Annotated in this window: 12 protein-coding genes and 1 pseudogene; 9 read left to right on the forward strand and 4 right to left on the reverse strand. The window is 40.5% G+C overall.

The window, feature by feature from the left end; translation table 11 throughout:
• The first annotated feature begins 95 nt into the window (after positions 1 to 95).
• Entirely contained in the window at positions 96 to 605 is a 510-nt protein-coding gene (locus RMY63_RS04645) for an SH3 domain-containing protein (protein WP_322727626.1), read from the forward strand.
• A gap of 300 nt (positions 606 to 905) precedes the next feature.
• Positions 906 to 2327, forward strand: a complete 1422-nt coding sequence (locus tag RMY63_RS04650) for a peptidoglycan-binding protein (protein ID WP_322727571.1) — start codon at positions 906 to 908, stop codon at positions 2325 to 2327.
• A 55-nt stretch (positions 2328 to 2382) separates the two neighbouring features.
• Here RMY63_RS04650 and RMY63_RS04655 read toward each other — a convergent pair whose 3' ends face one another.
• Together RMY63_RS04655 and RMY63_RS04660 are read right to left on the reverse strand one after the other, a co-directional pair.
• Positions 2383 to 2565, reverse strand: a complete 183-nt coding sequence (locus tag RMY63_RS04655) for a type II toxin-antitoxin system VapC family toxin (protein WP_322727572.1) — start codon at positions 2563 to 2565, stop codon at positions 2383 to 2385.
• A gap of 51 nt (positions 2566 to 2616) precedes the next feature.
• The gene (locus tag RMY63_RS04660; protein ID WP_322727573.1) at positions 2617 to 2829 is read right to left on the reverse strand and encodes a hypothetical protein; all 213 of its coding nucleotides are present in this window, start codon (positions 2827 to 2829) and stop codon (positions 2617 to 2619) included.
• 365 nt (positions 2830 to 3194) lie between these two features.
• Between RMY63_RS04660 and RMY63_RS04665 the strand changes: the two genes are divergently transcribed.
• Together RMY63_RS04665 and RMY63_RS04670 are read left to right on the forward strand one after the other, a co-directional pair.
• A complete protein-coding gene (locus RMY63_RS04665; RefSeq protein ID WP_322727574.1) occupies positions 3195 to 3407 on the forward strand; it encodes a linear amide C-N hydrolase in 213 nt (70 codons plus the stop codon).
• Between the two features lie 186 nt (positions 3408 to 3593).
• A complete protein-coding gene (locus RMY63_RS04670) occupies positions 3594 to 6224 on the forward strand; it encodes a DUF4114 domain-containing protein (RefSeq protein ID WP_322727575.1) in 2631 nt (876 codons plus the stop codon).
• Positions 6225 to 6615: 391 nt separating this feature from the next.
• Here the strand turns inward: RMY63_RS04670 and RMY63_RS04675 are convergent, their stop codons facing one another.
• Together RMY63_RS04675 and RMY63_RS04680 are read right to left on the reverse strand one after the other, a co-directional pair.
• Positions 6616 to 9642 carry an SMC family ATPase gene (locus RMY63_RS04675; protein ID WP_322727576.1) on the reverse strand — a complete coding sequence of 1009 codons (3027 nt, stop codon included), beginning with the start codon at positions 9640 to 9642 and terminating at the stop codon, positions 6616 to 6618.
• 330 nt (positions 9643 to 9972) lie between these two features.
• Positions 9973 to 10170 carry a hypothetical protein gene (locus RMY63_RS04680; protein WP_322727577.1) on the reverse strand — a complete coding sequence of 66 codons (198 nt, stop codon included), beginning with the start codon at positions 10168 to 10170 and terminating at the stop codon, positions 9973 to 9975.
• 162 nt (positions 10171 to 10332) lie between these two features.
• Here RMY63_RS04680 and RMY63_RS04685 point away from each other — a divergent pair, with 162 nt between their 5' ends.
• The 5 genes and pseudogenes from RMY63_RS04685 (at position 10333) to RMY63_RS04705 (ending at position 18932) form a co-directional block, all read left to right on the forward strand.
• Positions 10333 to 12591 (forward strand): NACHT domain-containing NTPase, encoded by a 2259-nt coding sequence (locus RMY63_RS04685; RefSeq protein WP_322727578.1) that lies wholly within the window; start codon positions 10333 to 10335, stop codon positions 12589 to 12591.
• A gap of 402 nt (positions 12592 to 12993) precedes the next feature.
• Positions 12994 to 13707: a conjugal transfer protein TrbI gene (locus RMY63_RS04690; RefSeq protein ID WP_322727579.1), complete on the forward strand. Its 714-nt coding sequence runs from the start codon at positions 12994 to 12996 to the stop codon at positions 13705 to 13707.
• A gap of 1661 nt (positions 13708 to 15368) precedes the next feature.
• A pseudogene (locus tag RMY63_RS04695) lies at positions 15369 to 15983 on the forward strand (S-layer homology domain-containing protein); the annotation flags it as partial.
• 419 nt (positions 15984 to 16402) lie between these two features.
• Positions 16403 to 17644 (forward strand): S-layer homology domain-containing protein, encoded by a 1242-nt coding sequence (locus RMY63_RS04700; protein WP_322727580.1) that lies wholly within the window; start codon positions 16403 to 16405, stop codon positions 17642 to 17644.
• Between the two features lie 541 nt (positions 17645 to 18185).
• Positions 18186 to 18932 carry a hypothetical protein gene (locus RMY63_RS04705; protein ID WP_322727581.1) on the forward strand — a complete coding sequence of 249 codons (747 nt, stop codon included), beginning with the start codon at positions 18186 to 18188 and terminating at the stop codon, positions 18930 to 18932.
• The last annotated feature ends 1 nt before the right edge of the window (position 18933 follow it).

Raw genomic sequence — 18933 nt, forward strand, 5'->3', positions numbered from 1 at the left:
AGAGCCAGTTCAACATCACTCCCTTCAATGCGGGGGAAAATACGCAGATGATTGGCTCACCTTCGCTCTTGACTCTTGATAATCAGGTTTTAATTATGTTGTCTGGCTTAACAAAGTTTATACTGGGGTTTTTCTTAGCGATCGCTGTGCTAATAGGTGGCGGTGCTGCAATTGCACTCTATTTTATGAATCGCACCGGCATACCTCCCGCCAAACCCGTTTTTTCCAATGATAGTCCTTCGGTGAAAGCCCAAGCTCCTAAAAGAACTGAGCCTGGAGGAGGTAAATCTGCCCTTACACCTGGGACATCTACTCAATCGTCTCCAAGCTCAACCTCTACTCCGACAGAATCACCAAAGGCTACCCCATCATCAAAACCATTACCAGCGGGAGCTTACCGAGGACGTGTTAGTTGGGCTGAAGGCTTGAGTTTGCGATCGCAACCAAATCAAGAAGCTGAAAAGATTGGTGGGGTTGGTTTTAATCAAAAAATTATTATTTTGTCAGAAAGCGAGGATAAAGCTTGGCAAAAGATCCGTTTGGAAGGTAGCGAACAAGAAGGTTGGGTGAAAGCAGGTAATACTGAAAAAGTTGATGAGCAATAGGTATGGGGCATTGGGCGTTAGGAGTGCTGAGTTAAGAGTTAAGAGTTAAGAGTTAGGAGTTTTGTTTATCTCCTTGTCCCCTTGTCCCCTCATCTCCCTCATCCCCCTCATCTCCCTCATCCCCCTCATCTCCCTCATCCCCCTCATCCCCCTCATCCCCCTCATCCCCCTCATCCCCCCACTCTCTGCTCCCTACTCCCTACTCCCCAGAACACTTACTTGTAAAGAATCATACGAAAAGTAATTATTACACATAGTAAGTGGTATAGTTTTTTATAGCCGTTAACTCGAAAAAAGCAAGTGAAAACAGGGGTAGCTAGCCATTTAATCAAGCTTGCCTCAGTCTACGAGGCATCCGAAAGCATCAAGGTTGTTCCTATCGTAGTTAATTTTAAATTTTTAAATTGGAAAAAGTTATCGACTGGTGCTGCAATGCGTCTTTTGTCTGTGGCTCTGATTACGGGGCTTCTGAGTATTGCTGGACAAGCTTTAGCACTTCAGAAAATAGGAAGTAATGGGCCTGGAGTTAGCAGTACCCAGAGATGTTTAAAAAAGTTAGGCTATTTTAACGGCCCGGTGACAGGTAAGTTTGCTAGCTTGACTCAAAATGCTACGATCAAATTCCAGCAAGCAAATAGAATATCGGCTGATGGAGTTGTGGGTATTAGTACTCAACGAGCCTTGCAACGAGCCTGTCAAAGTAGAAGTTCTAATAGAAATATCGGTGGTGGATCGCGTTCGCCAGTTGGTCAATATCCTACTCTTTCTCAAGGCAAAACTGGTGCAGCCGTCACAAGATTACAACAGCGTCTACGGCAGTTAGGCTACTTTAATACTAATCCGACTGGGAATTTTGGACGAATTACTAAAGATGCTGTAATTGCATTCCAGCGAAGTTATCGCATAACTGCTAACGGGATTGTGAATCGACAAACTTGGAACGCACTAATGGGTTCCTCTCCGACTCCAGGAAGATCGAGTCTTTCCACTCAACAAGTCAGAGAACTCCAAGTGCGTTTGCGGCAGTTAGGTTATTTAAATGCTGATGCTACTGGGAATGTTGGCCCAATGACTAGAGAAGCTGTAATTGCATTCCAGCGAAATAATGGACTACCTGTTGATGGCATTGCTAATGCCCAAGTTTTAGACTCAGTGCGTAGAGTCTCCACAGGTGGTATTCAACAATCAGGTAGAAATTATCTAACTGTAGGCGATCGCGGAGAAAATGTCAGATTAGTTCAACAGCGTTTGGCGCAGTTGGGTTTCTCTAATACCAATCCTGATGGACTTTTCAACGATTACACCAGACAATCTGTGATTGCATTCCAGCAATATTCTCGAATTAATTCTACTGGAAATGTAGATTGGCAAACTTGGGAAGCATTAGGGTTGAATGGTTCAACTGAAGGCAATTATACTCCAAATAATGATTATGTATTAGCTAACACTAATCCCTATGCATTACCTCCTGCCAATGACTATGTAGTACCTGTTACCAATGGCAATACATTAGTTGCTAATAATCCTTACAGAGTAATAATTCCCATTTCCAGTAATGATACTCTAAGTAAAGTGCAACAATATATACCCAATGCTATCGCGGAGCAATCCAATCTAGGGGATTATATAAATGCTGGAGCATTTAGCGATCGCGCCCAAGCAGAAACGCTAACGAAAAAGCTCCGCTCATTAGGTCTGGATGCACGGGTAAAATACAATTGAAGAAGAAGTCAGAAATCAGAATTCAGAATTCAGAATCACCTAGTTATGATGTTGACTACGGGCTACGCCTACTGCTCTCAATAATTTCCCGTTGTTTAGTACCCAGAACTATGGAAGCCTCAACATAGCTCGGAGCAGAAAGTAGGCAATCATCGCTTTCGTCAATTAGTTGAATAAATATCAATTCTTCAGGTTCAGCATAAATAATTGCGAGGATAACTGAAGTATCAATAACCATTACTCTGGTATTCCAAACTCGTTATAGCCAATAATTTCATCGGGTGTTCTGCTATCTATCAAGAGTTGGTAAATTTATAATTTTATGACAGATACTGCGAACAACATTAATATCAATCTTTTTCGCTTTTATATTTTGGAAGGAAATAGGATGAAGTTGATACAATAGGTTTCCTTTTATTTCCATACCTGCAAGACTTGGAGGCATTTTTAGGTAGAGAAAACCATTCTTATCTACACGGGCATCAACGTTGATTTCCTGCATTGTCTTATGCTCTAAATTGAATTACCTTATTTATTTTAGTCTTTCGCCTGTAGCTACATAATGTCAGTAAATCGCAAATATACGTGATTTATCGTGTTAAACAATACTAATGACTAATGACTAAGACGGCGAGCGGCAATCGTTGCCATCTCTAGAAGAAATGGGCTTTCTCGCCGTCTTTGCGTAATTTCAGAAATCAAATCGGATGGCTATAAGTAAAATTTATAGCAATTTGCCGCACCAACAGTTATTTCACCTCAGTTAACCGAACAGTTACGTATTAATACGTAATATTATTTGTTGTCATTTTAAAATAACTATGTTTAAATTGAATCGCCTTTAAAGTACCTTTACATAAATACATCATGTGCACATCACTTTCTATTTTAGATGCGCTAGGTAGCACCTATATAGGTCGGACACTGGAATTCGCCGGAGCCTTTCCTTGGCAACTGAGTTACTTTCCCAAAGGATTAAAGTTTACTTCAGCCATTACCAATAACGAAAATGGGATTTCTTACCAAACAAGTCAAACATTTATTGGCATTACTTTAACGACAGATACCTCTGCTAATTAATCTAACTATCAAGATTTAAAAGTTATTCATGGTTTGAATGAAGCGGGCTTAAACTTCGGTGCAAATGCTTTTCCTTTGACTCAAGGACTAACCATAGAAGAAGATAAAATCCCAACATCCTTGGCATCTTAATAATTTAGTCAATTATCTTCCCTTAAGTATCCCTAATTCAAGGACTTTAAAACAATGCTAACTGTCATAACCCCTGTGAGTGCTCAGGTTATTGAAGGAGAGGTATTAAGTGACGTTGTACAAGTTTATTCAGACTCACCAGAACCTATTACTATTGAGCTGATTTCTGATGATTTTACCACAGACCCAAATCCTTTGATTGCTTCGGCTCTTGAACCGGATACTCCAATTTTTGTCTCAATCACTTCCAAGGATGATTTTGTTGCTCAAGGCGATCGCAACGACCTCATAGTTCAGTTTAAAATATCATCAAGCACTGAGATTTATGTGGTGGGTGTTGAAGTTACTATCAAAGACAATGATACGGCAGGAGTAACAATCACTGAAACCCTTGGTAACACGGCTGTCACCGAAGGGGGAGCCACCGATAGTTATTCTGTGGTGTTAACGTCCCAACCCACCGCTAATGTAACGGTGAACCTGAACGGGGAAGAGCAACTCAGCTTCAACACCACCACTCTGACCTTTACTCCCCAGAACTGGAATGTGGCGCAAGCAGTGACTGTAACCGCAGTCGATGATGGTCTTATAGAAGGAAATCATACTCAAACCATTAGTCATACGGCTACGAGTGCTGATGCTAGCTATGGTGGGATTAGCATTAGTTCTGTCAATGTGAATATTACCGATAATGACAAGAACTATGCTCCCAGCTTTACAGCAGGGATAAATCAAACAGCTGCGGAGGACAGTGGCGCACAAACTGTTGCTAATTGGGCAACCAACATTTCTCCAGGTTCGGCTGATGAAGCCAGCCAGACTGTGAACTTCCAAATAACTAATGATCGAAATGAGTTGTTTAGCGTTCAGCCTGCTATCGATGCTTCTGGCAACCTGACCTATACTCCTGCGGCAAATGCCAACGGTTCAGCCGTTGTGACAGCAATTCTGCAAGATGATGGAGGAACAGTCGATGGAGGGGTGGATACTTCTGCCGCCCAGACCTTCACTATTACGATTAATCCCGTAAACGACACCGCTACTATCAGTGGTATCGCCACAGGTGCTATTACCGAAGACTTGAATGTTGTTAATGGCAACCTCAGTGCCACGGACAACCTCAGCGTCAACGATATAGATACCGACGAGAACAAATTCAACACCACCGTTACCTCAGCCAGCGATAACCTGGGTAGCCTCTCTATCACCGAAGCCGGAGTCTGGAACTACAGCGTTGCCAACAGTGCAGTGCAATTTCTGGGTGCAGGTATTACCAAAACCGAAGTTTTCGGCGTGAAATCTCTTGACAGTACAGCTTTTCAAGATATTGCCATTATCATCAACGGTAGCAACGATGCACCCACAGATTTGTTTTTAAGCAAGTCAGATATTGATGAAGACAGTGCAGCACTTAGTACTATTGGTTTATTCTCCACCATTGACACTGATGTTAATGATAGCTCTACCTACAGTTTAGTGGATGGAGATGGCGCTAATGATAATGATGCCTTCATGATTGATGGCAATCAACTCAAAATTAAAGCTTCCCCAAACTTTGAAACCAAACAGAGTTACAAAATTCGGGTAAAAACAACTGACCCTGGTGGACTATCTTACCAAAAGGCATTGGCGATCGCTGTCAATGACCTCGACATCCCCAACAGACTGACCACAAACGATGATGATATCTTTAATATTACAGGTAATGATACCAAAGCTACACTCCAAGTCACTCTTTTAGGACGCAATTCTAATCTAGGCAATGAATTGGGAGTATTTATTGTTGATGATGCTACAGGCACAATTAATGGTATTGCCCCTGGTGCAGACGGTTACGCTCAAGCTGCTTTAGAACGCGCTCAAGTAATTTTCTTTGCTATTACCAATGTTCCTAATGGGTTTAATACTAGCAATTTAACACGGTCAGTGGAACTAGATTCCGGCGCTAATTTGAGATTTTATTTAGTTAAAAATAACAGTACAACAGATGCCATTCTTGCCGGAATTAACCCGATTACAGATGTATCGTTTACCAGCACCACAACCCTAAAAGTCAGCAATTTGGGCAATGACGAGTTTCGTATAGCTTGGGAAGATGGTACTGGTAATAGCACTAATGATTTTCAAGATTTGGTGGTGAAAATTAAAAGTAGCAATCAAAGTGTACCTCTAGGTGCAAAATTGCAAGGTAACTCACAAGCAGAAATAATCGATTTAAAGGGTGTAATGACACCAGTAACAGCTAATTTTAGTGTCTACCGAGAAGCTGCTTTTAATAACTTTGTGGGATTTTATCAGATTGCTGATGAAAATGGTGGAATTGATACCAATGGTGATAGCAAAGCAGATATTTTTCCTGGACAGTCTGGTTATACTCAAGCGGCTGTACGTGGACGTGTGGCAGGTATTGATTTAACAGTTATTAACCAAAGTACAGCTACTTATACTGGTAGTTTTGTAGCTGATGGCATCTTTGCACCATTTCTGATTGTTAATGGGAAACCTGATGCTATTTTAGATAATAATTCCAATGCTCCGGCAGTTTATTTCCCCTTTATAGGAGCTAACTCCGACAAACACGATCACATTCGCTTGCTGGGTGATAATATCTTTGGTTTTGAAGATTTACTTGCTGGTGGCGATCGTGATTTCAACGATATCATTGTGCAATTTAATCCGATCTAGATGGAGATTCCTGGGTGATTAATTACCTATTGGGATAAAGTGCCGCAGCTACGCCCGTCGTAGACATCGCTCTGAAAAGAAAAACATCAGGTGCGATCGCTCCTAACAATGCTGCACCTCAAGCATTTTTATCAGAAGAATTCAGAACTCAGGAGTCATAATGAGCGTATGAATTCTGTACGAGTGGGTGATAGCGTAGCGGTAGCGAGTCTGCAAGTGTCTGAATATTGGTTAAAACCGAATGGAATGGTGGGTGAGACTAGTATTAAATATTCTCGCCTTAAAACTCTATCCCTTTATGGGTAGAGTATTCACCAATTCTGAATTCTGTATTCTGACTCTTTTTTTATTTTTCCATCTGCAAGATGTGAGAATACTTGAGAGTGAATTGTTAAATTGACAAGCTCAACTGTGAACCTTCTTGAGTTTTATTTACTTCAATCCTGGCTTGGAAAGCTTCTTTGAGGTGAGGCATGTGGGTAACGGTGAGGATGCAGGCGAAATCGGAGGCGATCGCATTAATCGCGGCAATCAAGCGATCGCATCCTTCAGCATCCTGTGTACCAAAACCTTCATCTACAATCAACAATTGCAACGCTGCCCCCGCCCGTTGCGCTAATAATTTTGCCAAAGCCAAACGGATGGCAAAGTTAATTCTAAAAGCTTCTCCACCTGAGTAAGTTTCATAAGCTCGTGTTCCTCTAGAATCAGCGATTAAAATATCTAAGGTGTCTATCAGCTTGGCATTTTTCTTGGTTGATTTAGCACTGCGCCCAGCTTTTTGAGTAATAAATTGTACATGAAACTGATTTCCACTCAACCGCGAAAGTAGTTGATTTGTTTCGGCTTCCAGTTGCGGCAACACATTCTCAATCATCAGTGTTTGGATACCATTTTTACCAAATGCTTGCGCTAATTCCTGATAAACACGATATTCCTGCTTGCAAGATCGTAGTTGCTGCTGCTGTTGTTCATACTGAATTTGCAGTGTTTCTAGTTGATGCGCCAGTTGTTCTAAACGCCCCAACTTAGCTATCTGCTCATCAAGTTGCCGTCTGCGGATTGCTAGCTGCTGCTCTAAAGCTTGAATTTGGGCAGATGGATTAGCTGTAGCTTGTAGTTGCTGAATAATACTTTCGATTTGGCTGCCGAGTTTTTGGCGCTCCGTTACTCTGGTGCTTCTGGAGTCCCCTAACTCTTGCAATCTCGTCTGGAGTTGCGGATACTGTTGTTGGGCTGACAGCAGTTGTTGATAGCGCAAATGCCAAGATTGAGCTTTCTTTGCAGCCATCCGCAGATTGTTGTGCTGCTCGGAACTGTAGCCAATTTCAGTAATGTGACGCTCAAGGGCCGCGATTTGTTTAGCACATTCAGAATCAATCCGATCCTGCTGGATTTTGGCTTGTAATTGAGCAATTTGGGATTGAAGTTCTGGTTTTCGGGCTAATAGTTGCGCTTGTCGTTTAGTTGCATCTTTAATTTGCCCTTGTTTAATTTCTGCCCATCGCCACCGTTCAACTTCGCTCCGGGCGAGGGCGTGGTCTTGTTCATTATAATTAACTTGTTGCAGATATTGGTCTAGCTGCTGGAGTTCGGCTTGTTTATCGGGAGCGTAATCACCAGCTTGGAGCGATCGCTCTAAATGCTGTTTTTCAGCAGCAATTTGTTGTAACTGTTGTTGGACATCAGTTGTCGCTTCCAACTGTGCTGCTAACTGTCCCCGCTGTTCGCGTAAACCATCATAGCCGGCCAATTGTTGGGATATATCGCGATATTCCTGCCGGAGTGTCTGAATTTCTTTGTCAGACACAGCCAATTGTTCCCGCACTACCCAAAACTGCCCTTGAGTATCCTCTAACTCACTTTGGGTTTTTTCCACTACCCGACTCCAGTGATGTTCGTCTAAAGGACGCTCACATAACGGACAAAGTGCTTCAGGATTTTGCAGCATTTGCAATTTTTGCTCTAATTCTCCCAGCAGTTTTTCATAATCCCGTTGATGAGCTTGTAGACGTTCGATAAAATGCCGCCTTTCTTGCCCTTTTTCTTGCACTCGTTGCAGATAAACCCGCTTTTTCTCCAGTTCCTCGATCTGGATTGCCACATCCATCACCGCTTGTTGCAGTTGCGGTTGACGGCGGTGCTGGTGTTGCAATTGGTTCTCAGTGCTTTGCAGTTGTTCGAGTCGCGCTACTAAACCAGCATGAGTGCGATCGAGTTGGCTTTGTAAAGTTGCTCGTTGTTGCAACAAGGGAGTCACTTGCATTTGCAATTCATCTAAACGAGTAACATGATGGCGGGCTGCGGCTAGTTGTGATAAAGCAGCTTCGACTTCACCTGATTTAGTTAAAGTTTGTTGAATATCTCGCTCTTGTTGCTGCAAAGCTTCTAGCTGCGCTTGGGCTTGTTGCAGTTGCCGTTCGATTTCGTGAATTTCTTTGGTAAGCTGTTGTTGCTTTTGTTGGCGAGTCTGCCCAGCGCGGGTGTACTCTTCAAATTTGACAGCAAAAGCTTCTTCTTGAGATTGTAGACTTTGATATTGGGCGTATCCAGCTTTAATTTCAGCTTCTTGGTATAATATTTTTTCTAAATCTGCTAGCTGAGAGCCAATAGCTGATTGTTCTTGTTGGAGGCGATCGCAATCTTGGGTAAGATTTTGGTATTGCTGCTTTATAAAATTGAGTTGTTGTTCCCAATTTTGGCGCTGGTGCTGGATAACTTGCAAATTTTGTAATTTAATATTATCAAAAGCTTGTACCTGTTGCAGTTGGTTGAGTTCGGCTTCTAACTCTACTCTTTGCGCTTGGGTGATCTCGCGTTGTTGCAGCTGAATTTTTATCGACTCCAAAGAACGCTCTAACTCTACTGCCTGGGCTTTGAATTGACGAGAAGATTCCTTTGCCCGTTCTTCCAAGTCATCATACTGATTGAGTTTCAACAACTCCGCTAAAATTTCTTTGCGTTCTGTGGGACGCTTGAGCATGAATTCATCTGCACGACCTTGACGTAAGTAGGCAGAATTAATAAATGTATCGTAATCGAGCTTGATGTGTTCTAAAATCAAATCCTGTGTTGCTCTTACCCCTTTGCCAGTCAGTGAGCGAAACCCAGATGGTATTTCTATTTGAAATTCCAGGACGCTAGTACCTCCCCGAATTCGGGTACGAATCACCCGATATTTTTGCTGGTTACTTTGGAAAGTAAAATCAACCCGAACTTCTTTTGCACCAGAATAGATGACATCATCTTCAACCGTGGCACGGCTTTCACCCCAAATTGCCCAAGTGATTGCTTCTAAAAGAGAAGATTTACCCGCACCATTGGAACCAGAAATACAAGCCGTGTGCAAACCGCGAAAATCTAAAGTTGCATCACGGTAACTAAGGAAGTTTTTGAGGATAAGTTGTACTGGGATCATTCACGCTATGGCGCCACATCTACTTTTAATCATTAAGAGTACAGATGCACTGTTTGTTAGTTTAGCTATCTAGATATCAGGTTTCTAGTCTTGAAGACATCAAATTTACAAAAAGTTACAATACTATCAGTCAATTTTTCTTATTGCATGAAAAAGTTTTACTGTCTTCGGAGAAAAATGAAACTCTCCAGGAGGCTTTTGTTATTTCTTTCTGTTATCTGAGAAGAAAACATTCTTTTTTGATTTGTGAGAATTGAAAGTTACAGATCCCTGACTTTTCAAAGAAGTCGGGGATCTTGTCTCTTACGAATTATTTAGGATTGTCATTGGCTAGTTGCGATCGCGATCGCTTGACCTTGACCGAGGTATCAACAATCCAATGTATGTACCGACAGCAAATTTTGTTAAATCGAGAAATGGAGGGCGACTTTTTTCATCTATAACTGCAAGAGTTAGAGAACCAATCACCATAATCAGCGTTACAACAGCCAGCACTTCATCTCTTGAAGGAAACTTCTTGGATAACATCGACTCCCTCCCAAATTGTTTGAATCACTACATCCATACTTTGACAGGTGAGTGTTTGTTCTAGGCTTAAATACAGGTTTGAGATATGAGTGAGTTGTGTATGCGATGAGGATAAATTGCCAAATTGGTAGTTAGAATCAGCAAAAGTGTAATGGTTAGCTTATGACGGGGCGATCGCTTTCTTGTTCTCCAGAAGGAATCCAAAAAGCAAAAAGAGCTTTAATTCGGTGTTCCTTAACTCAAAAAGCATTAGCTGAAGAGTTAGAAGTAACTCGCCAGCCGATCGGAAAATTCTTTACAGGTAAACCTGTTGACCGCAATCTCTTTGTCCAGATTTGCGACAGGCTAGACCTAGAGTGGGAAGAAATAGTTGCTGAACCAACCAGTGAACCAGAGGTAAATCAAGATAACAGCATTGATATTGATGCGATCGTACAAGGGGTACGCGAAAAGATAAAACCTCTCATTCAAGAACGCTGCGGCACAATGCGGGTGCTAGATATGACTCAGCCCATTGGGTTGAATGACATCTATACCAGCGTTAATATTTTGGATAAAATCACTGGACAGCGGCGGTTAGACATTGATGAATTATTACAACAGTGTAAAAGCCAGGATTTTGACCTCTTTGGACTCAACAGAATTACTGAAAAACGATTGCCAGGACTGGAAGCGGTTGAAAAATATTCTAAGCTGATGATTTTGGGTAAACCAGGTGCAGGCAAAACCACGTTTTTAAAGTATTTAGCAATTCAGTGTCTTGGAGGTGAGTTTCAGGCTGAACGTGTACCGATTTTTGTTACCCTCAAAAACTTTGCGGAAGCTGCAAACAAGCCTGGATTATTGCAATACATTACTGAAGAGATAATAAATCCTATCTCTTCTATCCAAGATGTACTAACCTATGGCAAGGCATTAGTTTTACTCGATGGGTTGGATGAGGTTAGAGAAGAGGATAGCGATCGCATCTTAAAGGAAATTCGGGAGTTTTCTGATCGTTTCCCAAAAAATCAGTTTGTGATCACTTGTCGTATTGCAGCACGGGAGTATATCTTTGAGAAGTTCACAGAGGTAGAAGTTGCTGATTTTGACGATAACCAAATTTCCAACTTTGCCAATAACTGGTTTAAGGATAAAGCTGTAAAATCAGAGACTTTTATCAAACATCTCAAAGAGAATAGCCGAATCAAACAACTTGCAGCAAGTCCTCTGCTGCTGACGTTGCTTTGTTTAGCATTTGAAGAGTCAGGAGATTTCCCTGCTAATCGTTCTGAGTTATATAAAGAAGGACTGGATGCGTTATTAAAAAAATGGGATGCCAAGCGGGGAATTCAACGCGATCAGATTTACAAAAAGCTATCAGTCCAACGCAAAGAAGATTTACTCAGCAAAATTGCATTGACTACTTTTGAGGGGAGTGAATATTTCTTTAAGCAGAAAGTAGCAGAACAATACATTACAGAATACATCCGCAATTTACCCGGTGCTAATATCGATGAAGAAGCATTGCAACTTGACAGTGAGCAAGTTTTGCGTTCGATTGAGCATCATCATGGGCTAGTTGTCGCAAGAGCGAAAAGGATTTATTCATTTTCTCACCTGACATTTCATGAGTATTTCACAGCGAGAGAATTTGTGGTTGTGAGACAGTCATCAGAGGAAGCACTGCAAAATCTTGTTAGCCATATTACTGAGAAACGCTGGCGGGAAGTCTTTTTACTGGCGGTTGGAATGTCTCCAAGTGCAGATCAGTTATTACTGTTGATCAAAGACAAAATTGATTTTATATTGACTGATGATCCGAAATTGCAGCAGTTTCTTCTGTGGGTAAGAGAAAAATCTTTTTCCGTTAAGTTTTCTTCCAAACCAGCAGGAGTTAGGGCCTTTTACCTCGACCTCGACCGATCCCTCGATCTCTCCCGATCCCGATTCCTCGACCTCTCTTTCTTCCTCTCTCGATCCCTCAATCTCGACCTCGACCTCTCCCTCGACCGATTGCTCTCCCAATCCCTCTCTCGATCCCTCAACCTCGACCTCAACCTCGACCTCGACCTCTACTTCAACCTCTCCCTCTCCCCCTCCTTGTCCCTCGACCCAGAATTCAAGAATTTGCAGCAAAAACTTCGAGAACAACTACCAAACAGACAAAATCGGCAAGAATCTCAGAAATGGTGGTTAGCTAATGGCAAGGCTTGGTGTGAAGAATTAAGAGAAATAATGATTAAATATCGTAATATCGGTCATGATTGGCAGTTCAGTAACGAGCAAAAGGAATTGCTTGAGCAGTATTATGATGCCAATCAATTACTGGTAGATTGCCTAAATAGCGATTGTTATATCAGCCGGGAAGTACGACAGCAAATAGAAGATACTTTGCTATTACCGATCGCAGAGATTAAACACCGTCAGCAGCAATCTTAAATATCCATATAGCAAATACTAAATTATTCGTTAAAAAAGCAAAAATATTTCTCCAGTCCTAGCAAATAAATTTATAATAAAAGTAATAGTTCGCAGTTAGCCTATTCGCCTCTATTTGATGGCTTAAGATATGTGGACATAAGTAATAAAAAGCATTCTGGAACAAAATAATACTCATTTTGCGTCCTATGAGTGTCTCACCTTTGATTTTAGTAACGCACATTAGCACGATACAAATTCTGAACAGCGATGTCTACAACGTGCTATACCTGCGCGTTCGCTCCAACTTCCCATCATAATAAGTACTTGTATACGCCTATAAACAGGTTTAAAAACAGTCAGAAACAAACTCAGTGAATCCTCGTCATTAAATACATCACATATACAAAGGATAACCCTTTTATGACTCGCCTACATCAATGGAAATCTGGTACTGCTGCACTTATGGCAATGGCGGTTACTACAACCGTCATTAGCCCCCTATTGAGCTTGGCTCCTGCTAATGCACAATATAGAATTGGGCAAGACAGAATTGGGCAATACGGAAACGTTACCATTCCTTCTGGAGTTGCTTTTCCTGTCACCTACGATAAAGAGACAATTACTATTGCTCCTGGGGAAAGTAAATCTCTAACGTTGAGAATAGCGAACGACATTATCGATAGGAATAGAAATGTCTTAATTCCTGCTGGTACTAAAATAAATGGCCGGTTAGAACCTGTTGACTTAGATGGTTATTCCAGAGATAGAGATGATAACGAAGGAAAAGGCGTAAGGTTTGTCGCTCAAGAATTAGAATTTTCTAATGGTCAGCGTCAGTCAATTAACGCAACTTCTCGGACATACACTACAACTCAAAGAGTTAAACAGGGGCCCAACACCAGTCAGGTTTTAACTGATGCAGCTATTGGTGGAGGTGCTGGTCTTTTAGGTTCACTAATTACTGGCAATAACAGAATTGACGATTTAAAACCTGTTATTGGTGCGGCTGCGGGTGCGGGTGCTAGCGTGCTGTTGCGGAAAAAAGAAAGAAACGCCTTTGTCATCAGACCTGCACAAGATTTGAGACTTACACTGAATTCTAACTTGAATTTAGTACCACAATCCCGCTACTAGATTTAACTTCATTCAAGTTGTGAATTTAATCATCCCTTATACGCGATCGCCACTTTAACTAGAGTGTGCGATCGCCTTTATTTTTAACCCTAAAAAATTCTATTGAACAGCAACTATTCCACCTCTATATCGTCTTAATCAGTATGAATATTTATTGGAATACTTATTTAAAATTTGGCTCTATTATATTCTGTATCCAAAAGAGTATTCAAAATTATGCAATATCCTGATACTTTTGTTAAGTAGTAGCGATAAAGGAGCCTTTTCTTGTGGTAATTCAAGGTTTCGGTTTAAGCACATATCTTGCAATTCCCCTGGTATTAAGTCTTTTGGCTCAGGGAGAAAGGATAAAAGTATCTTTAGTTGAAAACGTCCATCAGGCATCCACTAACAAGGAAATGAGCCTATCTAACCACAACAACCTAATCAGCCAGAATTCGACACCGAAAACATACTATGTTAGTGGTAATGGAAATGACAATAATAGCGGACTCTCTACTTCATCCGCCTTTAAGACAATTCAAAAGGCAGCAGACATTACCAACCCTGGCGATACAGTATTGATTATGAACGGAGTATACACAAATACAGGCAAAGCTGGGAGTGTAGTAAATATTAAACGTTCTGGAGCTGCAAATGCATGGATTAAGTATAAAGCATATCCTGGGCATTCCCCAAAAATTCAGCACAATACATGGAATGGGATCACGATTTCAAATAAAGCTTCATATATCGAGATCAACGGGCTAGAGGTTATAGGAAACAATGCCAATATAACCCTTGATTATGCGATGAGTCAGAAGACTAACAAACAAAACCCACTGACAAATGGAAACTGTATCAACGTTGATGGACGAACCAATGGTCATGTTCATCACATCCGTATTTTGAACAACAAAGTGCATGACTGTGGAGGAGCAGGTATTTCAGCGATTCAAACAGACTATGTGACAATAGATAATAATGTGGTATTTAATAATGCCTGGTATAGTGTTTATGGTAATAGTGGTATTTCAATGTTGAATAATTGGAATTCTGACAACAACCAGGGATACAAGATGTTTGTTACCAACAACAAGACCTACAACAATCGTATGTACATCCCTTGGATTGCAGTCGGAAGGATTACAGACGGTAATGGCATTATTATCGATAGTACAAGAAATCAAGACAGCTCCAAATTGGGTGCATATAAAGGACGTACTTTAGTTAAAAACAATCTTGCATATAAAAATGGTGGTTCGGGTATTCATGCATTTTTTAGCGACCATGTTGATATTGTAAATAACACAGCTGCTTTAAATAATCAGAGTCCAGAACTTAATGGTGGGCAAATATTTGCTCATACGTCATCCGATGTCAGAATTCTCAGGAACATTCTCTATGCTTATCCTGAAAAAAATATTAATAACAACACTAGAAACAAAAACGTTGTTTATGATTACAATATCTATCTCAACGGTTCTAAGATAAGTGTTAAGGGGCCTCATGATATTGTTGCAGACTCACAGTTTTTAAGTAAGCATCCCACTATTGAAAAAATATCTGACGATTGGAAATCACAGACAGAGAAACAAAATCCGTCAACGCGGACTTCTATACAGGCTAAGTCGGCAGGTTTTGTTTGCGATCCAGTGAATTATCCTTCGCAAGGCAAACCCATCACAGTGGGATGCTCGCCGCTATCTTCAACTCAAACTGCTTTTTCTGATGTTTCATCTAACTATTGGGCGGCACAATTTATTCAACAATTGTCTCAGCAAGGTGTAATTGCCGGATTTCCCGATGGTAGCTTCCGCCCAGAAGAACCGGTGACACGCGCTCAATTTGCCGCGATGATCGACAAAGCTTTCCAAAAAGCCCAGCAACGGCAGGCAATCAATTTTACTGATGTACCAAGCAACTATTGGGCATCCAGTGCGATTGGGCAAGCTTATAGTATTGGTTTCTTATCTGGTTATCCCGGTAATCGCTTTGAGCCTAATCAGGCTATTCCCCGCGAGCAGGTTTTGGTTGCCCTTGCTAACGGTCTGAAATATAGTCCCAGTGGCAATACCGAAAGCACTCTGCAATACTTCAACGATGCCTCTAACATCGGTAGCTATGCCCGTAGCCCGATCGCAGCAGCAACCCAAAAGCAAATTGTGGTGAACTATCCAAATGTGAAGTTACTCAATCCAACTGCAACTGCCACTCGCGCCCAAGTAGCAGCTTTTATCTACCAAGCATTGGTTAGTTCTAATCAAGCCTCAGCAATTAATTCACCCTATATTGTGTTAAAACTTAGCAATTAACTTGCCTTATGTTGTAGTTGTCGGGTCTACTACTTCAACACCTGTATTAGTCACAATTAGAATCTGTTGACTTAGATAGTTATTTAATAGGCGATCGCTACTTTAATTATAGTGTGCGATCGCCTTCACTTTTAAGCATAAAATTTTCTATTTAACAGCAACTATTATATCTCTACATCGTCTCACTCAGTACCTATATTTTGGGTAATTTGCTAAGAGATAATAGTGTGATTATATTACTTCTATTAACTACTTCTTTTAGTATAGATTTTTTTAATTATGACTGTATGACTAAAGTAATGGTTTTGACAAAAACTAGAAAAATTAGGAACCTTGTACTTTAGTAAATGTCTAACTAATTAACAGTAAAAAAATAATATAACTGGAGCAAAAAAGTTATAATGTTTAACTTAAATCGTTGGCAATCTAGAACAGCTGCACTCATGGCTTTTAGCGTCACAGTCGGTACTGTAGCGCCTTTCATTACAGCTTCATCATCTTTAGCTCAAACGACTTTTTCTGATGTTTCATCTAACTATTGGGCGGCACAATTTATTCAACAATTGTCTCAGCGAGGTGTAATCGCCGGATTTCCTGATGGTAGTTTCCGCCCAGAAGAACCGGTGACACGCGCTCAATTTGCCGCGATGGTTAACAAAGCTTTCCAAAAAGCCCAGCAACGGCAGCCAATCAGTTTTACTGATGTACCTAGCAGCTATTGGGCATCCAGTGCGATTGGGCAAGCTTATACCATTGGTTTCTTATCTGGTTATCCCGGTAATCGCTTTGAGCCTAACCAAGCTATTCCCCGCGAGCAGGTTTTGGTTGCCCTCGCTAACGGTCTGGCATATACTCCTAGCGGTAATACCGAAAGCACTCTGCAATACTTCAACGATGCTTCTAACATCGCTAGCTATGCCCGTAGCCCGATCGCCGCAGCAACCCAAAAGCAAATTGTAGTCAACTATCCGAATGTGAACTTCCTGAATCCAACTGCAACCGCCACTCGCGCCCAGGTAGCAGCTTTTATCTACCAAGCATTAGTTAGTTCTAATCAAGCCTCAGCAATTAACTCGCCTTATGTTGTAGCTGTCGGGTCTACTACCCCAACACCTGCATCAGTGACAATTGCCCAAGGGACTACTATTCCTGTGAAGTATGACAAGGCGGAAAAAATTCTAGTTACAAAGGATGAAACATCGCCCTTGACATTGACAGTATCCCAAAACGTAGTGACGCAAGACGGATCTGTAGTGATTCCTGCTGGTAGTCAAGTTGTTGGTCAACTCAAACCTGCTACAGGCGGTTCTCAATTTGTTGCCGAGAAACTAGTTTTGACCAGTGGTCAAGAGTATCAGCTGAACGCTACTTCTGACGTTATTACCAAAACTGAAACCGTCAAGAAAGGTACTAGTGTTGGTTCAATCATCAAGAATACTGTATTGGGCGCAGGTGCGGCAACTGCGATATCTGTTGTCACAGGCGATCGCGCCATTGCCACAGAAGAAGTCTTGGGTGGTGCTGGTATCGGTGCGTTGGTTGGTTTGTTCTTTGGTAAAAATAGTGTTGACTTAATCGCAATTGACCCAGATACCGATTTACAAATGACCATCAATCAAAACTTGTTGGTTTCACTTAAGTAGTCATTAGTACGTCTAAAACCGAATTGTAAGAATAGCGTAAATGCTGTATATTGTATATATGCAACACTTACGCTAGTTTTTTCATCAAACTCAAAATTTTTAGAAAATTGCTGAAACTAAATTTAAGTTAAGCAAGTTTTGTACGTCGTTTTTTATTTATTTATGAGAGTGATAATAGCGCTTCAGAGGTAAGACAAGACTAATTTTATCGGTTTTATTAAAAAAAAATAATTTCAATAATTGGTATTTTCAGTAGACTGAAAAGTTTTGAAAGTTGAGGAAAGAATAAGGATTTCAGGCGACTTTATTGGAGCTTTCTATCACGACCATAAGCGTAACGCTGCTCGGCTTGTCGTAGACATCGCTCTATTCGTCCATCCAGAACAGAAGTACTTGAAAGCTTGATGATAAGCTGATTTCAATAGATGGTGTTCCCAAGTAAAAATGAAAGGCTGATAAGGCTTGTGGAAAACTTTTCGACCTACTGACTTTCGCTCAAAGGCTCAAATTAATCAGCTGGTAAAGAAAGAAGATAATGCTTATGAATCAAGATTTATTAGATATTATTAAATTACTTCAAGGATTTGTCCCTGGAGTTAAGTTTACAGGTATAAATATCGAGAAACTGGATACAAAACTGACAGAAAATATCAATATATCTGTTAATTTTAATTTTGGTACAATAGGTAATCAAAATAAGCCTATAGCTATAATTAATCCCAAAAATTCTAAAAATCAAAGTTTAGAAACTTCAGTAGATAATGTAAATGAATCCATTGCTTTTCTTCCAACTAATACGCCAGAAACACAAAAAATAGAAGCAGGAAACAACATTAAATTAAATATTCAAAGTGTTCCTTTCAGTAGTGGATTACATTTAATTATTAATCAAAGAAATTGGTGGAGGAAAAAAGGAAAACCAGAAGATAAATCAGTGCTAATTGACAATATTAAATTAATTCCTATACAGGAAGAGGAGTGGGCATTGATTAAAACAATCGAAAATGCAGAACAATTTGCATTATGTATTTATATAAATGGGATTATAGATTTAGAATTTCCCAGAAATAGTTCCAAACGAGTTATAGATATAAAGAATTTATCACCAGAGTTCTCGGAAAATTTCAAATTTACAGAATATCAAGCTGGTGAAATTATAAAGTTTGAATCAATTCCTGAGTTAGTATTATCATTAGAAAAAAACATAGTGAAAAAAACAATTTTAATTGAATATAAACCCAAAACCTCTCGTAAAGAATATTTTCTCTTTATTTTAGCTCAGGAGTAAA

The sequence above is a fragment of the Nostoc sp. ChiQUE01b genome, assembly GCF_034531255.1.
Classification (GTDB): domain Bacteria; phylum Cyanobacteriota; class Cyanobacteriia; order Cyanobacteriales; family Nostocaceae; genus Nostoc.